14 protein-coding genes and 1 pseudogene are annotated in these 22,856 nt (G+C 27.9%); 3 read left to right on the top strand and 12 right to left on the bottom strand.

From position 1 onward, the window contains the following. The first annotated feature begins 13 nt into the window (after positions 1 to 13). Complete coding sequence (locus tag EXC34_RS01750; protein WP_129687658.1) at positions 14 to 3,169, top strand: HsdR family type I site-specific deoxyribonuclease; 3,156 nt, start codon at positions 14 to 16, stop codon at positions 3,167 to 3,169. A 43-nt stretch (positions 3,170 to 3,212) separates the two neighbouring features. Here the strand turns inward: EXC34_RS01750 and EXC34_RS01745 are convergent, their stop codons facing one another. From EXC34_RS01745 to EXC34_RS01730, 4 genes are read right to left on the bottom strand one after another with little or no spacing between them, the layout of a single operon-like run. Beyond that, on the bottom strand, positions 3,213 to 4,133 hold the full coding sequence (locus tag EXC34_RS01745) for a site-specific integrase (RefSeq protein WP_129687657.1): 921 nt from the start codon (positions 4,131 to 4,133) through the stop codon (positions 3,213 to 3,215). A 1-nt stretch (position 4,134) separates the two neighbouring features. Then, on the bottom strand, positions 4,135 to 4,743 hold the full coding sequence (locus tag EXC34_RS01740) for a restriction endonuclease subunit S (protein WP_246003947.1): 609 nt from the start codon (positions 4,741 to 4,743) through the stop codon (positions 4,135 to 4,137). After that, positions 4,734 to 5,324, bottom strand: a complete 591-nt coding sequence (locus EXC34_RS01735; protein ID WP_129687656.1) for a restriction endonuclease subunit S — start codon at positions 5,322 to 5,324, stop codon at positions 4,734 to 4,736. The genes EXC34_RS01740 and EXC34_RS01735 overlap by 10 nt, the downstream gene beginning before the upstream one ends. A 4-nt stretch (positions 5,325 to 5,328) precedes the next feature. Further along, a complete protein-coding gene (locus tag EXC34_RS01730) occupies positions 5,329 to 5,937 on the bottom strand; it encodes a restriction endonuclease subunit S domain-containing protein (protein WP_129687655.1) in 609 nt (202 codons plus the stop codon). A gap of 133 nt (positions 5,938 to 6,070) precedes the next feature. On the opposite strand from EXC34_RS01730, the gene EXC34_RS01725 reads away from it, so the two are divergent. Next, complete coding sequence (locus EXC34_RS01725) at positions 6,071 to 8,245, top strand: DNA methyltransferase (protein WP_129687654.1); 2,175 nt, start codon at positions 6,071 to 6,073, stop codon at positions 8,243 to 8,245. 1 nt (position 8,246) lies between these two features. After that, positions 8,247 to 9,881, top strand: coding sequence for a DEAD/DEAH box helicase family protein (locus EXC34_RS01720; RefSeq protein WP_246003946.1), 1,635 nt, complete (start codon positions 8,247 to 8,249; stop codon positions 9,879 to 9,881). A 341-nt stretch (positions 9,882 to 10,222) separates the two neighbouring features. Here EXC34_RS01720 and EXC34_RS01715 read toward each other — a convergent pair whose 3' ends face one another. The 8 genes and pseudogenes from EXC34_RS01715 to EXC34_RS01675 form a co-directional block, all read right to left on the bottom strand. Next, complete coding sequence (locus EXC34_RS01715; protein ID WP_129687529.1) at positions 10,223 to 11,518, bottom strand: Mbov_0401 family ICE element transposase-like protein; 1,296 nt, start codon at positions 11,516 to 11,518, stop codon at positions 10,223 to 10,225. A gap of 49 nt (positions 11,519 to 11,567) precedes the next feature. Next, positions 11,568 to 12,779, bottom strand: coding sequence for an Mbov_0400 family ICE element protein (locus tag EXC34_RS01710; RefSeq protein WP_129687653.1), 1,212 nt, complete (start codon positions 12,777 to 12,779; stop codon positions 11,568 to 11,570). Positions 12,780 to 12,870: 91 nt separating this feature from the next. After that, a pseudogene (locus tag EXC34_RS01705) lies at positions 12,871 to 16,970 on the bottom strand (Mbov_0399 family ICE element protein). Continuing rightward, complete coding sequence (locus EXC34_RS01695; protein ID WP_129687650.1) at positions 16,951 to 17,568, bottom strand: Mbov_0398 family ICE element protein; 618 nt, start codon at positions 17,566 to 17,568, stop codon at positions 16,951 to 16,953. Before EXC34_RS01695 ends, EXC34_RS01705 begins: the two are co-directional and overlap by 20 nt. A gap of 62 nt (positions 17,569 to 17,630) precedes the next feature. Beyond that, on the bottom strand, positions 17,631 to 20,462 hold the full coding sequence (locus EXC34_RS01690; RefSeq protein ID WP_165001211.1) for an Mbov_0397 family ICE element conjugal transfer ATPase: 2,832 nt from the start codon (positions 20,460 to 20,462) through the stop codon (positions 17,631 to 17,633). Then, the gene (locus EXC34_RS01685; RefSeq protein ID WP_129687648.1) at positions 20,462 to 22,111 is read right to left on the bottom strand and encodes an Mbov_0396 family ICE element transmembrane protein; all 1,650 of its coding nucleotides are present in this window, start codon (positions 22,109 to 22,111) and stop codon (positions 20,462 to 20,464) included. The genes EXC34_RS01690 and EXC34_RS01685 overlap by 1 nt, the downstream gene beginning before the upstream one ends. After that, positions 22,111 to 22,437 carry an Mbov_0395 family pilin-like conjugal transfer protein gene (locus EXC34_RS01680; protein WP_051043988.1) on the bottom strand — a complete coding sequence of 109 codons (327 nt, stop codon included), beginning with the start codon at positions 22,435 to 22,437 and terminating at the stop codon, positions 22,111 to 22,113. The genes EXC34_RS01685 and EXC34_RS01680 overlap by 1 nt, the downstream gene beginning before the upstream one ends. Continuing rightward, entirely contained in the window at positions 22,430 to 22,852 is a 423-nt protein-coding gene (locus tag EXC34_RS01675) for a single-stranded DNA-binding protein (protein ID WP_129687534.1), read from the bottom strand. Before EXC34_RS01675 ends, EXC34_RS01680 begins: the two co-directional genes overlap by 8 nt. Positions 22,853 to 22,856 lie beyond the last annotated feature (4 nt).

The raw sequence follows: 22,856 nt of genomic DNA, 5'->3' as shown, positions 1-22,856 counted from the left end.
GGAGAATAAACAAATGATAGAAAATAAAGATAGTGAAAAAAAATTTCAAAATGATTTAGTCAACGCCTTGCAAGAAAACGGCTGAAGAAATATAAATAAGGAAATTATTAAACCAGTTCTCGAAAATTGCACTATAGAAGATTTGTGAAACAACTTTTTTAAAATAGTTTATCGCAATAATAAAGATAGATTAAATAACATTGACCTTACAGAGGGTGAAAAAGAGCAATTAAAAGAAAAAATTAAACAATGTAATAGCACAACAGCCGCTTATAAATTAATAAATAGCGAAACAATTGCTATTAAAAGAGATAATAAAAAAGATACAGAAAAATACGGCAAAGAAATATATTTAAAAATCTTCAGTAGAAAAGAAATTAATGCTGGTGATTCAGTTTATCAAATTGCCAAAGAAGTCATACTGCCTTGAAAAGCAGTTAATCGCGGCCATAGAGCTGATGTTATTTTATTAATTAATGGTTTGCCATTATTTCATATTGAATTAAAGGCAAAAGGAATTAGCATATCAGAATCAATAACCCAAATTAATACCTTCATTGATTCAGGTGGTTTTGATGAAATTTTAAAACTAGTTCAAGTTAGTGTTGCTATGAACCCTGAAGAAATGAAATATATGCCAACAGATCATTCTGGTCAATCTATTAATGAACAGTCATTTAGTTATTGACACGATGACCGAAACAATGTTTTACGAGATTGAAGAGATGTTGTTAAACATTTTTTATCAATTCCAATGGCGCACCGTCTTATTGCCAACTTTACTGTTTGCCAAGAAAATGAAAACATTCCATTAATTTTAAGAAGTTATCAGTTTCATGCAATTGATAAAATTGAAAGAAAGTTTAGAACTGATAAAAAAATTTTCTTTGACCCAAATCGCTCTGGATGTGCAAAAGTTGGTCATATTTGACACTCAACAGGTTCAGGGAAAACTCTGACCAGTTTTAAATTATCGCAATTATTGCTTGAATGGAATATTGCTGATACAGTTGTTTTTGTAGTAGATAGAACAGAATTAGGAACACAAAGTTTTAGCGAATTTAGCAGTTTTAAGGGTGGAAAAGTCGATGTTAAAACAGCTTCATCAACCGATGATCTTATTGCTTTAATAAAACAGCAAAATTTGATGAACACTATAATTGTTGGTTCAATCCAAAAACAATCTAGAGTAAATACAAAAAACTTTTCAGAGAGAGAAATAAACAGAGCGGCTTCACAAAAAATTGTCTTTATTTTTGACGAAGCTCACAGAAGCACATCTGGCGAAATGATTAAAAATATCAATGAAACATTCCCTAATGCTGCTTTAATTGGTTTTACAGGCACACCACTTGGTAAAGAAAACTCAAAAAATGGTCTTGAAACTAAAGATATTTTTGGTGAACTGTTGCACAGTTACACATTAAAGAATGGTATTCAAGATAAAAAGATATTAGACTTTAATATTGAATATAAAGTGTTTGACAAATACACAGAAAGCGCCATAAAATTCCTTAAAGAAAATGCCATAAAATTCCTTAAAAAAGGTTTATATAAAAATAAAAATGCCAAAATAGTAGATAAATTAGGTCATTTCAGAGACCTTGATGAAAATGGTAAAAAAATTAATCGTGATTACGAAGAAGATTTATTAAAGGGCGGATACTACGATGATAAACGCTTTAAAAAATTGATTGTTGAGGATATATTAAACACTCAAGAATACTTTTTAGATGATAAAAGATATAGTGCTATATTCGCAGTTAAAAGTATTCCTGATGCCATTGAGTATTTTGAACTATTTGCTGATGCTTGCGATAATAATGAAAAATATAAAGACTTCAAATTTACAGCTCTTTTTGACCAAAGCCTTGATCACGAAGAAGAATTAGCAAAAACTGAATACAAAGCAGATGCTATAAACAATATTATTAAAAGATATAATAAAGATTTTGAAAAAGTAATAAACGTGACCAATAGTGCTGAATTTAAGAAAGATTTGTCAAAAAGATTATCACAAAAAGGTAATTTTAATAACATTGAAAATAAAGATAAATTGCAACTTTTAATTGTTGTTAACCAGATGCTAACAGGTTTTGACTCAAAATATATTAATACAATTTATTTTGACAAAGTTATGACTTATGAGCATTTAATTCAAGCTATTTCAAGAACTAATAGAACACTTCCTGGCAAGGATTTTGGTAATGTAATATTCTATCGCCAACCCAACACAATGAATTACAACCTTGATAAAGCTCTAAGCAAGTATGCTGATATAAATATTGAATCAATACTTACTACAAGTTTTGAAGATCGTCTATTAAGCATCAATAATTTATTTGCAGAAGTAAAAAAAATTTTCTTAATGTATAGCAAACACACCTGATTTGGCTCAATTTATCCCGAGCAACACATTGATAAATTACAATACACAGAAAACATGAGAAAAGCCAATAAATTAATAAATAAAATTATTAATCATGTAAGAGCAGTCAAGATCATGGGCTTTAGTTGAGAAAGAGCAAAAAATCCTAATGACATTTGTAGTACTATAACATATACAGAACATGATTTTGATGCGTTAGTTGCTAGAAACGAGGATATAACTCGCTACTTGAAAGAACATCATAAAGAAAATCACGCTTCTGGCACTAATGATGAACCCGACCCTCTAGAATCGCAAAATTTATCAACAGAATATCACTTTTATTATGAAAGAATTCCATTAAATTTAGCTAAACTTAATGATATTATCAAATTAGATCGCACAAGAGAACGCATCGTGCATGCAATCTCAAGTTTTACAACTGAACACCAAGAAATATTATTGCGAATTTTAGAACCATATTTTAATAATCAAAAGAACTGAGATTATCTAGATATTAATGAAGAATTTACTGAAGCTATTTTAAATATCGAGACTGAAATTCTAAAAGAATTTTGCAACGAGTGAAACTTTGATTCTAAAGCCATTAATAAAATCATTAACTCAACTGAACCAATCAATGTTAATAATAGATTGCATGATTTATGCGAAAAATCATATACAGATGAAATAAGGAAAAAATTTGCACTAAAACTAAATAGAAAACCAAAAAAAGCTCTGCCAGCTGACTTTATTTCGTTTGTTGAGAATTGAATTAGAGAACAAAAAGACAAAAAATAGCCACAAATGTGGCTTTTTGTTTTGTGGGTGTGATAATAATTTTTTAATTAAGTAGTGATATCGATCTCATTACTAAGTCAACATCTTTGTTTTCTAATTCATTAATAATATGTAAATAAACTTTTTCAGTAGTGTTCATGCTAGCATGACCCAAACGCTTAGCAACCGAAGCAATAGAAACACCAGCATAAAGCAATAATGAAGCATGAGTATGACGCAAACCATGCACGCTAATAACAGGAATACCAGCCGCATTGCAGCGACGCATTAATACATCATTAATAGTTGAGTTATAAATACGTTCTTTAGTTACAAAAATCGGTTCATTTTCAGGTATATTTTTAATAATGCCCGAAAATTGACTAACTGTCATTCAATCAAGTTGTATTTTTCTTATACTAGACTTGTTTTTGGTTGGCAGAAAGCCGCCCTGTTCTTTATAATCCCAAGTTTTTGATACATTTAGAGTTTGCTTTGCAAAATCAAAGTCTTGTGGCGTAAGTGCCAATGCTTCTGAATATCTTAAACCTGTTTTAGCTATCAATAAAATAAGTCAATCCAGATTAATAAAATCTTTTAATTTTAAATTTTTAACTAATAATTGCAATTCGAATTGACTTAAAAATTTAACTTTTTTCTTACGAGGATTTTTACCTTTAATTACTACTTTACGAGTAGGGTCATTAGTCAAATAGCCATCATCAAAAGCATCTAATAAACAACTTTTTAAATGATGGTGAAAATCCATTGTAGTTTGTCTTTCATGAGTTAGTGCATACTCATTAAGTATACGTTGATATAAAGTTCTATCCAAATCACACAGACGTACATCTCTAGCAATTTTAATAATCCAATCTAAAGTCAATTGATATTTTTTAAAACTTATTTTTCTTATTGAACCTTTTTTATATACATCAATTCAATTTTGAAAATATTTATATAAAAGTATTTCTGATTTTTTCATTTTACCTTTCTACACCCATATAAATAAATACTTTTTTATGTATAAAAAATGAAAAAAATCAATAATAATGCTTACGCTGATGAAGGGTGATTAGGGAGTAAAATCATTGTAATATCTCAGAAATTTTGTTTTGTTCATTTATATTGGGATACTTAACTATTATTTCAGACATAACATTTGACATTAACTTTGGGTTATTTGTTTTATTAACGAACTTTTGAGTAATTTTTCCAATGGAATTTGAATAAAACAAGTTTGGTTTCATTAGTTTTTCAGATATTATTCCACAGACGTTTGTTGCATAAAAATAGCCTCTTCTGTAAAAAACGGTTCCAGCATTAGCCCCATCTGTGGTTCAAGTGATAGCATCTTTTTCTAAGTATTTATTGTTATAACCTAAAAGTCCATTATTTTCTGTTTGAGATGAGTAAACTGGGTAGATAAAATCACCAAATTTATATGACTTGATTTCTTTTTTACCCAATACATAACCTCGACTAATATTAAATAGCTCACCAACCCTTCTCTGTTCTCAAGCATTAGTAAATTCCTTGAATCTAATAGCTGGTTTTAGTGTTTTTTCGTCTGCAAACATCTTTTCTAAAAGCATATTTTTGATGTTTTTAGCTTTTCTAACTTACGCTGATGAAGGGTGATTAGGGAGTCGATATTTGATAATAAACTACCTACTCTTTTTTGTTCTTTGAGTTCTGGCAGCTTAATAATCTCTTTATTAATTATTTCTATATCCAAAGAATTCATCATTATTCCTGATTTTGAACTTCTTTTTAATGCCGCAAGCATTACATTATTACTATTTGCTCAATATTTTGAAAAATTCAACGAAAATTCAATCTTAGGTCTAAAAACTGTAAAAATATTAGAAATAATGCCATTTTTTAAAGTATTTTGTACAAATCTGCCGAATGGAAACTCTTTATTAGTGTGGCCTTCATATGCAATGTCGCCAACTCTAAATATGCTATAACCTGCAATAGTTTTGATATTATCAATTTTCAAATCTGTCTTAAAAGTATTGGTTGCTACCGAAATATATTTTTTAATATCAAATGTGCCATTGTTTTTTTCTTGAATATTGAAAAATACATTTTCGAATTTCCTCTGTTCTCAAGCGTTAGTAAATTCCTTGAATCTAATAGCTGGTTTCAGTGTTTTTTTGTCTGCAAACATTTTTCTAAAAGCATATTTTTGATGTTTTTAGCTTTTCTAACTTACGCTGATGAAGGGTGATTAGGGAGTCTAAATTTGAAAACAACCTAGAAATATTTTGTTGTTCATATTTAGTTGGAAAAATTACATATCCTGATAAAGAGTTTGAATCGGATATAGTCATTGTGTTTTTTGCACCCTTGGAAACCATTGGGTGCAAATATTTGTTAGTTCTATAATCCTGTTCAAAATAAGTTTGGATAAATGGTGAATCAACATTGTCAAAAGGTTTAAAAACCGCATATAAAGTTGAAACTATCCCTGTTTTTTGTTTATTTGTTTTAATTATGCCATATGGATTAGACCTTAATGGTGATTTTGTGTAAACTACATCCCCTTCAAACACAACCTTGTAATCAGTTAAATTTTTACCAGCAAATGAGCGACCCAAAAATTCTATTTGATTAACAACCCCAAATTCTCCTGATATTGAAAAAACATCTTCTTTATCTAGCTCTATGTTGTTTTTAATATTAGATACTTGCAGGTAATTTTGCAACTTGTGTTGTTCTCAAGCGTTAGTAAATTCCTTGAATCTAATAGCTGGTTTCAGTGTTTTTTTGTCTGCAAACATTTTTCTAAAAGCATATTTTTAATGTTTTTTAGCTTTTCTAACTTACGCTGATGAAAGCAAATAAAATTTTGCTATCATTTAATTAATTAATAAATATACATATCATTTTTACAAATTAGAAAGGGAGCAAGTTATGAAGAATAACATTTTTGAAATAGTTTCTAAATTACTTTTAACAAACGAAAAGTATATATCAGAAGATGGTAAATTATTAAAAACAAGTGTTTATAGTGATGTTATGAACATGGATAAAGATTTATTGGCTTTATTAATTGCAAATCAACAAGTAAAAGAGACATTCTTTGTTAATGTTGAAAATTCATTAGTTTTTGATAAACAAAAATTTGCTTGATTTATTGAATCAAAAGAATTCTTGCCAGATTCATATACTAAATATTCAAACAAAATCGGTTTAACACATAATGGCAATTTCATTTCTAAAACAAATGATGTTGTTTTAGATTTTCCATATAAAGATTGCTTAATAGGGGGAGGGCAAGAAAAAGACAAACAAAAGCGTCGCGAGATACTTTATAATGAAGTAATTGCCAGCGGAGAAATTAGTAAAATGCTCGCTCCCAAAGTTTTTACTAATGCAAAAAGATATACAAAAGATGGTATTCAAGAAAATATCACACTTAATGAAAATGATAATTTAATAATTAAAGGCAATAACTTAATTGCTCTTTCATCATTGCTTAAACGCTATGAAGGCAAGGTAAAGTGCATTTATATTGACCCACCATATAATACAGGGAATGATTCATTCAACTACAATGACTCATTTAATCATTCAACTTGACTTGTGTTTATGAAAAATAGACTAGAGTTAGCGAAAAAGCTGTTAAAAGATGACGGCGTTATTTTTGTGCAATGTGATGACAATGAACAAGCTTATTTAAAGGTGTTGATGGACGATATTTTTGGGAGGGAGAATTTATACGGAACAATCATTCAATTAAAAGGCAATACCCAAAATGACAGCAAAACCATACAAAAAAATCATGAATATATTTTGTGTTATGTTAAACAATATCATGATTTACTTTTAACATACATAAACTATGTTAAAAAAGAAGTTTTTGAAGATAAATATTATTTAGGAAGAGATACAGGTGCTTCTTCTGGCCACGATAGACTATTAGACAGAAATAATCTTGGTTATACTGTGTACTACTATGAAGGAACGGGAAACGGGATAACAGGCAATAACAATAGACTATTAGACAGAAATAATCTTGGTTATACTGTGTACTACTATGAAGGAACGGGAAACGGGATAACAGGCAATAACAATAGACTATTAGACAGAAATAATCTTGGTTATAACGATTTTAAAGTATTTAAAAAAGATAATAAAATAATACATGCTATTGCACTAATGGATTACAGTGTAGAAAATTTATGCAAAAATTCTACTGAAGAAGAAATTTATAAAAATGATGAATATCTATTATCTTTAGGCTATAAAATCATAAGACCTCCAAAAAGAACAGGTAATGTTTTAGGGCATTGGACTTGGGGAATAAATAATTTTAAAGAATTATGGAATAATGATGAAGTTTTAATAAAGAACAATCAAAATATTATAAAAAAGGAATTTGTATCGTTTGAAGATATTATTGAAGAAAAAGGGGAAAAATATATTTTAAAAGCTAATACATTGCCAATTAAAAGTGTTTTAAATATTTCCAATACTTCAGGGACGACTCATTTAAATAATATGTTTAAATCTAAGGTCTTCGATAATCCTAAATCCGAGAATCTTTTAGAAGAGATTATTAAATCTTCTACACAAGAAAACGACATTGTTCTTGACTTTTTCTTAGGTTCGGGAACAACAGCGGCAGTTGCTCACAAAATGAATCGCAGATACATAGGAATTGAGCAAATGGATTATATTCAAGATATAACTGTTGAAAGAATGAAAAAAGTAATCAAAGGCGAACAAGGCGGCATCTCTACATCAGTAAAATGACAAGGTGGAGGTTCATTTGTTTATTGTGAGCTTTTGGAAAACTCTCAAACTTTAATTAACCAAATACTAGATTCTAAAGAAAAAAATATCAATGAAATCAAAACCAAAATATATTCAGATAATCGAATAGTCCCTTATATATCAAATGAAGAATTAGTAAATGCTGAAAAAGAATTCAACAGTTTAGATTTAACCAACAAGAAAAAAGCTCTTATTAGTTTAGTTGATAAAAATAAACTATATGTAAATTACTCAGATATAGATGATGAAGATTTTAATATAAGTGAAGTTGATAAATCATTTACCAACTCATTTTATAGGGATAAATAATATGAAAGAACAATTTTTATATGAAAAAATTAATACTTTAAAAGAATATGGCAAAAGTATTGATTTTCCCGACATTATTAATAGTGGACTATCAAAAAACATAATTTTAAGAGAGTATCAAAAAGATGCTTTTAGTAATTTTATTTTGTATTTTGAAAATGGTAAATTAAGAAATAATAAACAAATTCACTCACTATTTCATATGGCAACAGGGAGTGGAAAAACTGTTATAATGGCAGGACTTATTCTTTATTTATATACAAAAGGTTATCGGAAATTTTTGTTTTTTGTCAATCAAACCAATGTGCTTGAAAAAACAATTGAAAACTTTATTAATCCATTATCTAGCAAATATTTATTTGACGAAAATATTCAATATTTAGGCAATAATATAAAAATCAAAAAAGTTGATAATTTTACCAATAATATACTTAGTGATGATATTGAAATAGTCTTTACTACCACGCAAAAGTTGCACTTAGATTTAATGCAGCCAAAGGAAAATAAAATAACATTTGACCAATTTGAAGACAATAAAGTTGTATTTATTTCTGATGAAAGCCATCACATTAATTCATTTACTAAGAAAAAAACAATAGACCAAGAATCTGAATTAAAAAGCTGAGAAATCTCAGTTATGAATGCATTTAATAGAAATAAAGATAATATAATGCTTGAATTCACGGCAACTTGTGATTTAAAAGATAGCAATGTTCTTGAAAAATACAAGGATAAAATTGTCTTTAACTATCCGCTTGTAAATTTTAGGGAAAGTGGCTATACAAAAGATTTTCAAAATTTTGCTACTTCTGGTGATTTATGACAAAGAACGCTAATAGCATTAGTAATGAGTGAATATCGAAAATTTCTTTTTTCAGACTTAAAACTTAATATTAAACCTGTAATTATGCTTAAGTCGCAAAGAATTAATGAATCGAAAAGTTTTTATGAAGAATTTTTTAACAAAATAAAAACTTTAACAAGTTATGAATTGTTGAATTTAGAGCTATTTAACATTGAAAAATTAAATGAAGCTATCAATTACTTTAAACAAAAAGATAATACTCTTGAATTATTAGAGCAATCAATTAAAAATTCATTTACTGTTGAAAATTCAATAATTATGAATGGAGCTTCTGACGATAATAAAGAAAAACAATTGTTAGTTAATTCATTAGAAGACACCAATAATCCAATCAGAATTATTTTTTCAGTTGATATGTTAAATGAGGGCTGGGATGTATTAAATTTATTTGATATAGTGCGCTTATATGATACGCGACAAGCCGGAAAAGGCAAAATTGGGTCTTATACAATTAAAGAAGCACAACTTATTGGTCGGGGAGCTAGATATTGCCCATTTGCAACCAATGATGAAGATGACAAATTCAAAAGAAAATATGACCAAGATATCGAAAACAAAAATCGAATTTTAGAAACTATGTATTTTCATAGCAAAAATGACTCACAATATATCTCAGAACTGCATAGAGCCTTAATTGCTAGCGGTTTGCAACCTGAGGTGCAAAATAAAATAGAATATAGACTAAAAGATGAATTTAAATCTAGCGATTTTTATAAAAAAAGAATGAGTAAAATTCGGGCGTGTTGCTTGCAAAGCAATTTAATATCGTAAATGTTATACGCTATTTTTGGATATTTTTTTACGTTGCCAAAATTTTTTTCTCCTTTACGTGCGCGCGCACACCTTTAAAGGCAAGATAAGACTGGCAACAAAGAGCTACTAACCGTAGCGCCAGTTTATCTTGCTTATTACTTTGTAATAAGAACCTTTAAAAATTTGGCACAAATTTAGTGCCAAAATGTCACCAAATTTAAAATTTGGCACAAAATTGGCAACAAAGACGGCAACATTAAGTTTTTATATTACGTAGTAATATATAATATTCAAAATTTGGCAATAATGCTGGCACAAAATTGGCACTATACCTATTTTTTACGATTATTTACTAAAAATTATCCTAAATTTTTTTCATCTGATTCTATAAAAAATGTTGCTGCATTTTTAAGTAAATTATGATAAATTACTTTCATTTTTATGCTATTTCTCGAAAATAATGAACCTTGCTTTTTGATAAATTTCTTAAAAAAGTTATAGACAAAATGCTCAGTATAACTTTTTTCAATGATTAAATTTCCCTCGTTATTTCATATATTTTTACAGTGATTATTAATGTATTTAAAGAGTATTCTTGCTTGTTTTATAAAAGATTTTTCTATATTTTTTTCTTTCGCTTCAAGTAAAAAAGTGGCTTTTAATTTCATAAAATCTTCATATTTTAGGTTAAAATTTTTTTCAAAAATTGCACTAAATAAATCAACTCAACGCGCTCCGTATACCTTACTAAATCAGTTTTTATATAGCATTTTATGGTTCTTTGAATTGAACTTTTTATATCCAAATGTTTCATTAATTTTTCTAAATAAATGAAAATAATCAAGGCTATATTTAACCTTAATATCACTAGCAAAAAGGCTCATTCACCTTGCTCCATCACCTTTTAAAACTACTTTTTTCCTTTTAATTTCTAATTTTTTTAACTCATTATTTATGAATTTTTTAGTAAAAATAGAGTCATTTTCTAATGTTTTTTCACTAATATTTTTAGTAAAAAAGTAGCAAATTGCACTTGCTTTTTTAGTGTCTTTTTTAGCGTTTTTACCTATAAAATTTTGATGTAATATTACCTCTCTAATTCGCATTTTTGGGCGGTATTTTGAACCTTGAAATCTAGTGTAAAAATCGTCAACTTCGATATGAATTTTCTTGTAATTTTTTTGCTTAAATACCGACGTATTTTCGTTATATTTTTTGTCATTTTTTTCAAAAATTTGCTGCGATATTTTAAAGCGTTTTTTCATCTCATATAGCAACTGTTTAGATGGTTTTAAACTAACTAATTCATTAGGTAATTTTTGATTATTTAAATCACTTATAATACAGAATTTTATTAAATCAAAATCATATTTTGAACATTTTAAACGCTTAATAATATCGTCGTGATAATGCGTTATTCGACGTTTTTTGCCCCTTGCATCGATATATTCATACATCGTATAATTTAGTTTAAAAATACCTCCAAGCGTTATTCAACACTTGGATTTTCTTTTAGAAATTTTTCATTCTGGGTGTAATATAAAACGATTTTTTGTTCTAAATTCTTGTTCAATCTCATTTAATTCTTGTGCTTTTTTAGCATAAAAATTACTTAAATATAAGTCATTGTTAAATATATTAATATGAAAATCCATAGCATAAAAATTATAAAAAAAACATAGTACAACTATGCTTTAATATACATTACATATGCATTGTTCTGCGTTTTTGGATTTGGTGATTTCGTTCTTTTTCGGGTTCTTGCGAATTTTGATTTAAAAGGTTTCTGGACTTTAATTCTTCATCAATGATTGAAGTGTTTTCAACACAATATCTTTCTTTAATAAATCAAGTAGATATCTCTTCCATTGGTCAACCAGAATTGCCGAATATTTCTTTACTAAAATCTTTAAACTCATTGCTAAAAACACTTTTATCAATTCATTCAGTTAATGATTCATTTTCATAAGCATTTTTGAATTCTAAAATTTCATTATCTTTTACATTAAAGAAAAAATGGTCTTGTTGAATTTTAGTTAATTTGTCTGAATTGATGCGAAATTCATCATAAAAATTTAAACTTGTTCTTCTTTTACCTCAAGGAAGAGTAAGACTACTCCATATAGTTCCATCTGATACTCTATAACCTTTAAATTCTTCTGTGTTGAGAATATCTCTTTTAACTAAATCGATAATTTCAACGACATTATAACCTTTATCTAATAGTTTATTATCATATAGATAATGATAAATGGGGGTGTAAATCCTATCAACCTTTAATTGTTCTTTTGCTATATCTATTCCAGCATCAACTGGATTTAGTTCAACTCTTGTGCGGTTTGTTCGATGATAACTAACAACAAAAGCATTGGCTTTTCTAATTGTTTCAGTTTCATTATTATCAAATAGATTTTCTCATCATCCTTGTTCTTGCTCAAAACTTGCTTTGCTTGCATACAATAATTCTGGTTCGATAATAGGTTTTTGTTTATCGTTGTATCCTGTAATACTTACATTCATTAAGGAGATATGATCATTTTTAAAGTTCTTCTCAATCTCAGTGATTATTTGCATTGCATAATTGAAAGGTAGTTTATCTACTCTTGGAAAATTATCTTTTCCATAAGCGATTTTAAATTCTTTTTCATCCATTCTAAAAATTTGTGAACAATCTACAAGACTATCACTTTTAAATAATGAATACGAAGCAGTTGCATCTGCTGGAATAAGAATTTCTGTAGGAAATCTGACTTTTTTTGATTCGTATATATTAGCACTTCGTGCTTTAACAAAATAATACATCCCATCATTGCCGTTATATCAAATAACAATTGGATGTTCTTTAATTGGTTGTCCATAAACATTGAAAAGCATACTATGTTTTGGCATATATGGCGTAAATTTATCAAATTGCATAATAGGATCTCGCTTATAATATTAAATATATTTAATATTATACAGAAAAATAAAAAAATGCCGAAATTAACGGCACATTTTCACAGAATAACTATTTAATTTTTTTGTCAAAGTGTCTTACTTTAATTCATCAAGCAGCAGTTATACCAATAGCAATTGTAATAATTGCTAATGGTGCTAATACTCCAATTAATATCTTTTTATTTCTTGCTTTTAGTTCTTCTGCTTTTTGTTTATCTTTTGGAGTTTGCACACTTACTTCATCTAAATCGTTTATAACTTGCTTTGTAAATGTATTTTCAACTTTAAACTCATTAAAGTTTTTACTTACATTATTAACTGGATTAATTCTGACAAAAAACAACCTTTTTTCGTCTTTTATAATAGGTAAACTTTTTAGTGTTTCGTTCAATTTGTTAATATCGACAGTGTAATCAACTCCATATTTAAGTTCGTATTTGTCATTTAAATACTTGTCAATATCATTAATTATATATTGCCTTAAATTAGATAATATATTTTCCTTATAACTAAGCGTTGTTGTTTCTAAAGCGCTTAAATCTAGTAAATATAAATTATTGTCTTTATCTCTAACTTCTTTTGCATTATTAGTTGCTTGATAACTAGTTAGTCCAGTAATTTTTCTGTTTATTGGTTTAATAATTATTGTATGTTTGTATCCCTTACCTTTTGCTAAATTTCTTATTGCATTATCTAAATTAGCAATTTTTACATCTTTATTAAGAATTAAATTATGCTTTTCAAGTTCGCTTTGAGCATAATTTTCAATAATTGATTTTAAATGCTCTACCTTTGAACCTACAAAATTATGGTCTGGAATTTTAATTTCTTTTAAATCAATATTTTTTACAAAAATATTATCTACTACATTATTAACCTTAGCATATTTAACTCCACTTGCTTTTTTAGCAACTATATTTAATAAAGCATTGTGTATATGATTAGGATTTGTTGGTTTAATTTGTGGTACAGATAATTCTTGCGCAATTGAATTAAGATTTCTTATTTCATAGTCTTCGTTATATTTAAGATTTTTTAATTGCTTGCTAATATCATTAATAATAAATTTTTTAATTTCTTCAATATTATCTAAGCCATTTAATTCGATTGTTTTAAATTCAACATTCTCAAAAATATTTTTATGGGTGCTTGGTTTTGTTTTTTCTGAGTCTTTATTTGGTTTTTCAAATTCTTCTATACCATTTGCTTTAAATGTAATTAGCGGTATTGAAAAGGTTTTATTTGGCACTATTATTACATTATTATCTATACTGTTTTTTAAATCAACTTTAATAGTTAGTAATTTAATAAAACTATTAAATTCAACACTAAATGATAATGCTTGTAAATCTTGCTCACTTAAATCATTAAATCATTGTTCTTTGTTTTTATAAATAGCATTAACAAAATCATCTATAAAATTATTTGCCGCAGTATCTATAAAATACTGTCTATTAAGTTTTAAATTAATAATCTTTTTATCTACTTGTTTTATATCTTTAAATTTAACCTTTAAAAATACTTTGTTTTGTCTTAGTTGGTAAATATCTTCATATGAATTTAATTTAAATGTAATATTAACGCCCGAATTATCCTGTGCTAATTCAACTTTTTCAATATTAACTTTATCTTTATTATTAAATTCTCCTAATAATTCAGTTTCAGCAACTTTTGTATCTTTGAATTTTTCTAAAAATTCGTCAACTGTATATTTATCATCTGTTATGGGTTTAATAATCGGGTCAATTGTAATATACGTATTAAAAGTATATTTATAATAAAGTTTTTCAATATATTGCTTGTAATGTTCCATTACATCTTCATAATTCATTTTTAGTATTTCTGCTTCACTAATGCCAACTGACGTTAAATAGTTAAAGAATGCAATTCCCCTTTTAGTTTTTCAAAGTGGTTCAATCTGTCCGCTATCTAATACAACATTATCCGTGAAATATGAATTAGGAGGGTTATTTATATCATTTGTGCTTGCTCCGGGTTCTTGAATAAGAACAAGTTTAAAATTAGTAATTCCCTCTTTTGATTTAGAGTGAAAAAGTCAAATTCCAGAAGTAGAAAAGTAGTCTGTTTCAGTAGTGTCTGTGTTTAATTCTCTTTCAGCGGGAATAATACCGCCTGCGAGTTCATATTTAAGTAAATATTTACCAGTTTTTTCATCTTTTACTTTTTTAAGCGGTAAAACAGTAAAATTTTCTGCTTTGCCTATTAATTCTTTAAGCCCCCCTTTACCAAGAACTACTGCTTCTGCTATAAATCCTCATTTATCAGTGCTTTGTCCATAATCGGGGCTAAATAATGCTCTAGAATATGCTGGTAATTGAGTTTGTTTGTAATAGTCATAAAAGTCAGAACTCATAATACCATAAGTTGAACCGCCACCAACAACATCTGGAAAATTTAAGTCTTCTCCCTCCGTAAAAATACTTTTTACCCCATTAAATGCATTTAAATCAAATCAAACAAGTTGCTTTTTAGTTCCGGTATGCGGATCAATTGTAGGGTCATAAAGTGGGTTATTTATATAATTTCCGTCTTTATCTTTCTTGTATTCCCCTCTTTCATTTTTTATATATTTTTCGATTAATAATTTTTGATGCTCATTATTTTCTGGATCTCAAGCATATCACTTAAAGTCCATTTTAAGCGATTTAGAATCGATAATGATTATTTTTTCATATGTCAATTCTTTATTTTTGTCTATATGTGGCGTATCCTTACGATATCGAACAATTTTTATTTTGTATTCATTTTTACTGTGTGAGTTTTCTTCAGTTTTGGCAGTATCTGCACTTATGTCAAAATTTAATACTCTTTCAGTATCATTTGCATCTTTTCGATTATCTGTTAGCATTTTAAAAAATAGTTGGTCTAAAACATCAACTTTTTTACCATTAACATATAAAACCTCGTTTTCATCTAATGTTGTATTAAATGAAATGCTTAAAGGGGTATGCGCTTTTCATTTGCCACCATACCAATATTTGCCAGTAGCATTAAGACCAATTTTCTTGTCGTTTTCTACCTGCGTTAATTTATCATCAACAAGTTTTGTCGAATAATTTTCATAATCTAAATACTTACCTAAATTAATTATTAATCTATCATTAATTTCTTGTTTTTGTGCATAATCCGATAGACTATATTTTACTTTTACACCATATTTTGTAGTTTTCGAACCTTGAAAACCATCAACTGAAGTATCAATAACCAGTATATCAACGCTATTTCTTAAAAAACTATCACTATCAAATCGATATTTTATTCTTAATGGATTGCGAGGATTTGTTCTTTGAATTTCTTCATTAATCTTTCTAATTTCTGCTTCTAGTTTGGATTGATTACTTTCTTGTGTTGTTCCATTTTTAATCGGAGTAGTTAAATTTCCACCAGTATCACTTTCAATTCATATTTCATCACGCACTATGTTTTGAACTTCATACCACCAATTGTTGTATTCGGGCAACTCCCGAGCCTCAACTCCCTTACCCTTAATTTTTATCCTAAGTGTGCTATATTTTCATCAGTCTTTTGGTATTTCGGGTTCTGTAAATGAATAATTATCGCCATAACTATCACCACTTTCTTTTGTAGTATAGTAAATATCGGGATTTACAAAACTAATTACAACACTTTGGATTTCAACAAAACCTTGTTCACTTTTAATTTGTTGTCATTTTTGACTTCCTAAAAGCGCCTCTGCTTCACGTTCATTAAAATCACCCGATAATTCATAACCTTTATATGACCACTCGTGATGTCAGTGTCCACCGCTATTGCCTCAACCATCAATCAAAACCCCTTGCGAGAGCGGACTAAATGATAATTGTTTTACGTGATTGTTTGGTAATTCTAATTTATATTTTGCTCCTGTTTTATATTTCTCTTTATAACTACGAAAACCATTTAATGCAGTTAGCCCATTTCATTTAGCATATTTAAAATCAAGTTCAGCGTTGTATTGTTTGTCATACTTAAAATTTTTTCTTCATTCCGGCGGAATTTAGCTTTTCATACCTTAGGTTCTATTGGCGTAGTTTGTCGAATAGAAGGTAAATATTCATTTGATAAAAAATGATTTTTGCCCGATATTGCAATTGGAGCATAACAAATAGTCGGTAAAATTGTCAGTAATTTAAAATATTTCTTCTTCATTATTTTTTATATTTGAATCCATTCTGCCATCAAATTCATAATTAGTATACTTTTCAAATGATTTAGCAACTTCTAGTGCTTTTTTCTGTTCTGCTTCTATTTCTTTTTCTAATTGTTTATTAAACACATTTCTCATTTGTTGAAAATAGATTGATTCATTTAATAATTTATCATCCGGTCTATTTAATAATTGCTCATTAAATTCAATTTTGTTATTTGCCAAAATATTTAGCAAAATATCTATTTTTTGATTTGCCAAAATTGTTTCTACTTCATATTTTTCAACGGTTGTTTTTAATGTATTTGTAAATGGATACATAGAAGCATACAAGGCTTTTCTAAAAGCATAAAACATATCTTCTTTAAGATCACGCATTACAAGTTTTTTATCCAGTTGGTTTAAGTAATTCATTAGAATAATTGATAATTCTTGCGATACACTTTTATTTTGGCTCGCTAACTCCCTTTGCCATTTTTTAAATCTTAAAATTTCGTTTTGGTCATAAAGTCTGAATACAACACGAACTCCATTCTCCGCGTACTCTTTGCTATTTTTTGTTTTTGCATCCATATTTTTTTCTGTTTGTTTTCTTGCCATATTTTCTCTCAATCTCGCACGCACGCACATTGTGCGTATTAATATACGCGCGCGTGCGCACGTTATCTATCTATTTTTTTAAAGTCTCCTTGCTTAAAGAACAATGATTTTTCATAATTGTTATATCAAGCATCAATTTTTATTTTTGAATTTAAGTGTAATGAGATAATATTGTTTCCAATTTCTCCATCACTTAAAAATGACGTTGCCGAATCATTAAGTCCCCCGCTAAATTCATACATCTGTTTTACCGCGATAAGATCTCTATTTTTAAGTCCAAAAAATGTAGAATACTGGCAGTTTTGAACAATTGATTCTGCTTTTGGTGATACTAACAAGTCCGAGGGACTTTGGGTAGTTAAATCTAATGATAATAAGTACTTACGCCCAGTTTTTGTTAACTTCCAGATAAAATCAAGCATAATTGGTCTACTTACATTTACATATTGGTGTATTTCATCAATAAAGGCAATTGTGTGCTTTGTAGGGTCTTTAATTATGTTTTGGTATACCAAGTTTTGAATTAAACTTAATAACACATAAACTCCTACTGAGTTATCATCTTTACCTAACGCCATTAATTCTTTTGTATTAAAGATAATAAAATCACTATCTAAATTAATATTAGTTTTAGCATTATATAAGCGTTCAAATTTACCATTATATTGGAATAAATATTTGAATATATCAAGCACTCTTGCCACTAAATCTTGTTTTCTGGCTTTTTCATAAGCATCTGCATATTGGTAATTTTCTAGTTCTGTTATTAAATCGCTAATTATTGGGAAATCTAAATTGCTTAATTCATCAAGATTTTTTACATCATATACTCCGCGTTTTTGATATAAATGACGAACAGCAGTCATAATTATCATAATGTGTTCATTAGTAAAATTATCACTCACAAGTTTGAAAAAATCTTCTAATCATTCATTGTGTTTTTTAATAATTTTATAAATATTAAATTCATCTAAATTATCAGATTCATTTTCTTCTCATATTTGAACTCTAACTTCTAATGGGTTTAAACTAGTTCCAGAATCTGTTCCTAAGTTAAATATTGTTCCACCAAATTTTTTTGCCAAATATTTATATTCGTTTTCGATATCAATTACATATACATTATGATTTTCCATTAATGCTTCAACAATCGATTTAGATTTAGAGGTACTTTTACCCTTACCACTTGAACCTAAAGTAATTCAATTGTAATTAGTACGTCTAGAATTCTTTTTATAAAATCTATCAACTATTACTGGTTCAGCAGTATTAATTGTTGTTCCTAAAAAACAAATATTCCCATCATTTTGATATTCGTTTTCAAAACCTCAACCATAAGCACAGTTATATGATGACATTTGCAAAGGTTCTTTTAAGTTGTTTGTAGTAATGAATAATGATTGAGCAAATGCTTCAAATTGTCTGAATGGCAATGATTTAATAAAAATCTTCGCTCTGCGTGCATCCGAAAAATTTTTAGATTCAATTTTTCTTAATTCTTGAATACTATTTGCTTCATTTAAAATCATAAAATGAGAATCAAATAAGTTGTTTTTGTCGATTTGGATTTGATTTTCTAAATATTCTATGGCTTCAAGTTGAATATTATTACCTTTTTGGCTAAATGCAGATTTAATCATATGTGAATTATCTTTTGTTGTTCTTGAACCCTTATCTAGAATATCTCCTACTGAATCATCAGCGATTACACCTAAGTTTCAAATAATTTTATTATTATTATTTAATAAATTATATGTTCAACCATCTTCAAGTCTTAATGGTAATTCAGATACAGTTTGCACTGAATAATATTTATCATCAATTTTAAAATAATGAGGCTTAAATACTACACTTTCAAAGACAAATAAATCTGACAATTTAATTCCGGTATTTTCAACTTTAACTTGTTTGTCATTTTTCTTTTGCTTTTTACTAAATCTTTCTTTAAATCAAGTTTTAATTAACATTATTAAATCTTGTTTTTCAACTACATCATTATTTTTATTTTTATAAAATGGGCTTTCTTGTTGTTCAAAGTATTTTTCGATTAACTCTTCATTTACTTTTGAACCAAATTGTTTAGATAGAAAATTAATCAAACTTTTACCCTGTACAATATCTGGTTCAACATCCATTGAATTTAAGGTAGTATAAACACTTTCAATTGTTTTGCTTAATTCATTTAGTTTTCTATCATATACGACAATATAGTAATTATCCAATAACACATCGCTATCTAATAAATCAAAATCTTCATATTTTTCTTCATATAATTTAACAAAATTTTCAACTACTTCCTCAGACTCGTTGTTTTGTTCTAACTGGTCTAATTTTTTGTTTAAGTTTTCTTTTAAACTAATGAAATTCTTTTTGTAATCAACTAATTCTTTATATCTAACAATTGATATTTGCGAACTAATCGAATCTAAAACATTTACAAATTTTGATAAAAATGCTTCCTTATCAAATTCTGCTTCATTTCAAGGTACTCTTCCCTTGAATTTAATTACCGAAAAATATTTAACTCCACCTTTTAAAAATTTTGTTTTAACATATTTTCTGTCAATTATTGAATGATAAGGTACTAATAAATCAACTTTATTTTTAGTTCCTTTACCATATTTTTTTACTTTAAATCAATATCTAATCATTCAACCCGCTAAAACATATAACCTAACGTCATATTTAGGCACTTTAATAAGCGATGTTGATAAAATCAAGAATAATACCACTCACACTAAAAATCTAATGAATACATTGAAATTTTGGGGTAAAAAAGCATATAAAATTAGAAAAGATAATATTACATTTATTAATAAAACAAAAAAGTCTAGTCAAGTATAGTTTTTAAATACTCTGCTACGAGTTTTTTTAATGTTCTTAGGTTGTAGCATTATAAATCTTTACCTTTTTTTACTGTTCTTCAAGTATCAATAATCGCCTGATTAGTTGCATCTTTTTTAGTTGTACGTTTTGCATTTTCAAGTAATGATTTTTGTTCTTTACTTAGAGATAAACTATCCCCACTAGATCTTTCGATTTTTTTGTCAATCAAACTACCAATTTTTTGTCTTCTTTCAGCAATTGCTTTTGCTTCTTCTTTATTACCTTTTTTCAATAGTTTTGCCTCCTGTTTAGCCAATGCATTTTCTTTTTTAGTTAGTTGTTCTGTATCAAGTGATAAATCTTTTCTTGCTTCTTTGTATTCTTCTTTGCTAATTTCTCCTTGTTTGTATTGTGTTTTAAGGTTTTTCAAGTCCTCTCTATCTGCTTTTTTAGCGGCTAGCACACCTTCACGTCTTTCTGCAACTTTTGCGTCCAAGCCTTGTTTTGCTAATTTGAATTCTTCTTTATCTATATCGCCTTTTTTAAGTTTTGCTTTTAGATCACGCTTAGCGTTTAATGCTTGTACTCCTCTTTTTCCACCTTTAACGGCAGCACCCACTTTTGCTAATGCACCGCCACCACTTTTCATTAATTTGCCAACTCCTTTTGCCGCGGCAAACACACCACCGCCAAGTGCCATTGCACCTGCCATCATTCCTTTTGTTTCAGAAATACTTTCTTTTATTGAAGCACTTTCGCCAATAAATGCAGCAACTTCACTAGATATACTTGTTGAAGCAACAGCACCACCAACGATTACTCCTAAAATTAATAAGTATCTAACCATAATATGCAAGTCTTTTAAATCTGGAGAATTTACTCATTTAAAAGTTTGTAAAATAAATGCTCCTAAAACTTGAATAGATACTAAAAAGCCTAAAATTGAAAAGCCTTTGGCAAAATACATTTGCCCTCATTGTCTTAATCTTTTTCCATCATCTGCCATAGCAGTTGGCGCAACGAATGGCGCAATGATAAATAAGAAAAATTGTTGAAATACTTTTTGCACAACAACTAGCATACCCATAACAAGCGGTACTAATGTACTCACACTTAATAGTGATCCTAGAAAAATTAACTCAACCGCTCTTCCATCTTCAAGTTGCTTGTATTGTTCGAATTTTAAAAAGTAATTATTTTCATAAATGTATTGTCAATCTTTAAGACTAATACCTTTTAATCTTGTAGGATCATATAGATTTATAAATATTTGATAATCTAATGCTTCCTTATCTGCACCCGTAATTAAATTAATCATAATACCGATTAATAGGTTAAATACATATAAAACTAAAGGTATACCTATAATTCATACAGTTGCTAATACAGAATATTTTAATGCGACACTGACGGGGTTTGGTTCATTATCCCCTTTTCAAAAATGAAGCCGAATTAAACTTGCCGCTAATATCACAATATATATAGCAACCGATATTATTAAAAGCCTTAAAAATAATGTGGGGAATTTGCTTAATTCAAATGCCTCTGACAAGCCAATTCCGAATAATAAGTACTGTGGTAAACTAATCGCTATTAATTGATAACATATTAATATCGATTTAATTAATATAAGTGGTAATACCACTATTAAATATCAAAATATATTAAAAACACCAAATCCAATTTTATTATATACTTCGCTGATAAAGCCAGCCATTACGACGCCTTAATTTCTGCAAAGTTTCTAATCATAGTCATTAATAATGGACTAAGCGCTCATAATATAATTACCGCTATAAGAAATATCCCAACTCACTTAATTCTTTTGATTTGTGTTTGTCTAACTTCTTCATTATCCGTTTTTCCCGCTTTAAAAAAACTAATTGCAGTAATTATGATAATAACAATAGTTAATATGCCGGCAAATGCACCTAAAATAATATTTATGTATTGTTGTACTGTATTTGCAATCGATTCTAAATTCGATTTGATATTTTCTGCACCAGCATTAGTGTCTAACATAAAATTTGCAAATTTATTCATTTTCTTCTCCAAATATATTTACATTTAATTCTTCTTTATCAATCGGGAAAACATATTCACTTTCTTGAGTTTCATTGTTTTCACTTGTTTCTTTATTTTCTTTTTGTTTATGACTTTTTGCCAAAAAGGTTATTTGTTGACCAATTACATCTAATTTATATTTCTTTTTCTGCGTATCTTTGGCAATATAATATGACGTATCAATTTTGCCAATAACTTCGATTAAATCTCCTTTTTTACAGTATTTCAAATAGTTTTCGGCAACCTTGTTAAATAAATTAATATCAATAAATTTAACTTTATTTATTCCTTGATCAATAACCGCTAAGTTAAATCTCACTCATAAACTATTTTCTTTTCTATGTTCCTTTAATGTGTCGCTAGCAATGCGACCAGTTAGTAATACTTTATTCATTTTT

Origin of the sequence: Mycoplasmopsis bovigenitalium, from assembly GCF_900660525.1 — a bacterium.
In the GTDB taxonomy this organism is placed as follows: Bacteria; Bacillota_I; Bacilli_A; order Mycoplasmatales; family Metamycoplasmataceae; genus Mycoplasmopsis; species Mycoplasmopsis bovigenitalium.
The sequence above is the reverse complement of the archived record's forward strand: the minus strand, read 5'-3'. Positions and strand labels throughout refer to the sequence as shown.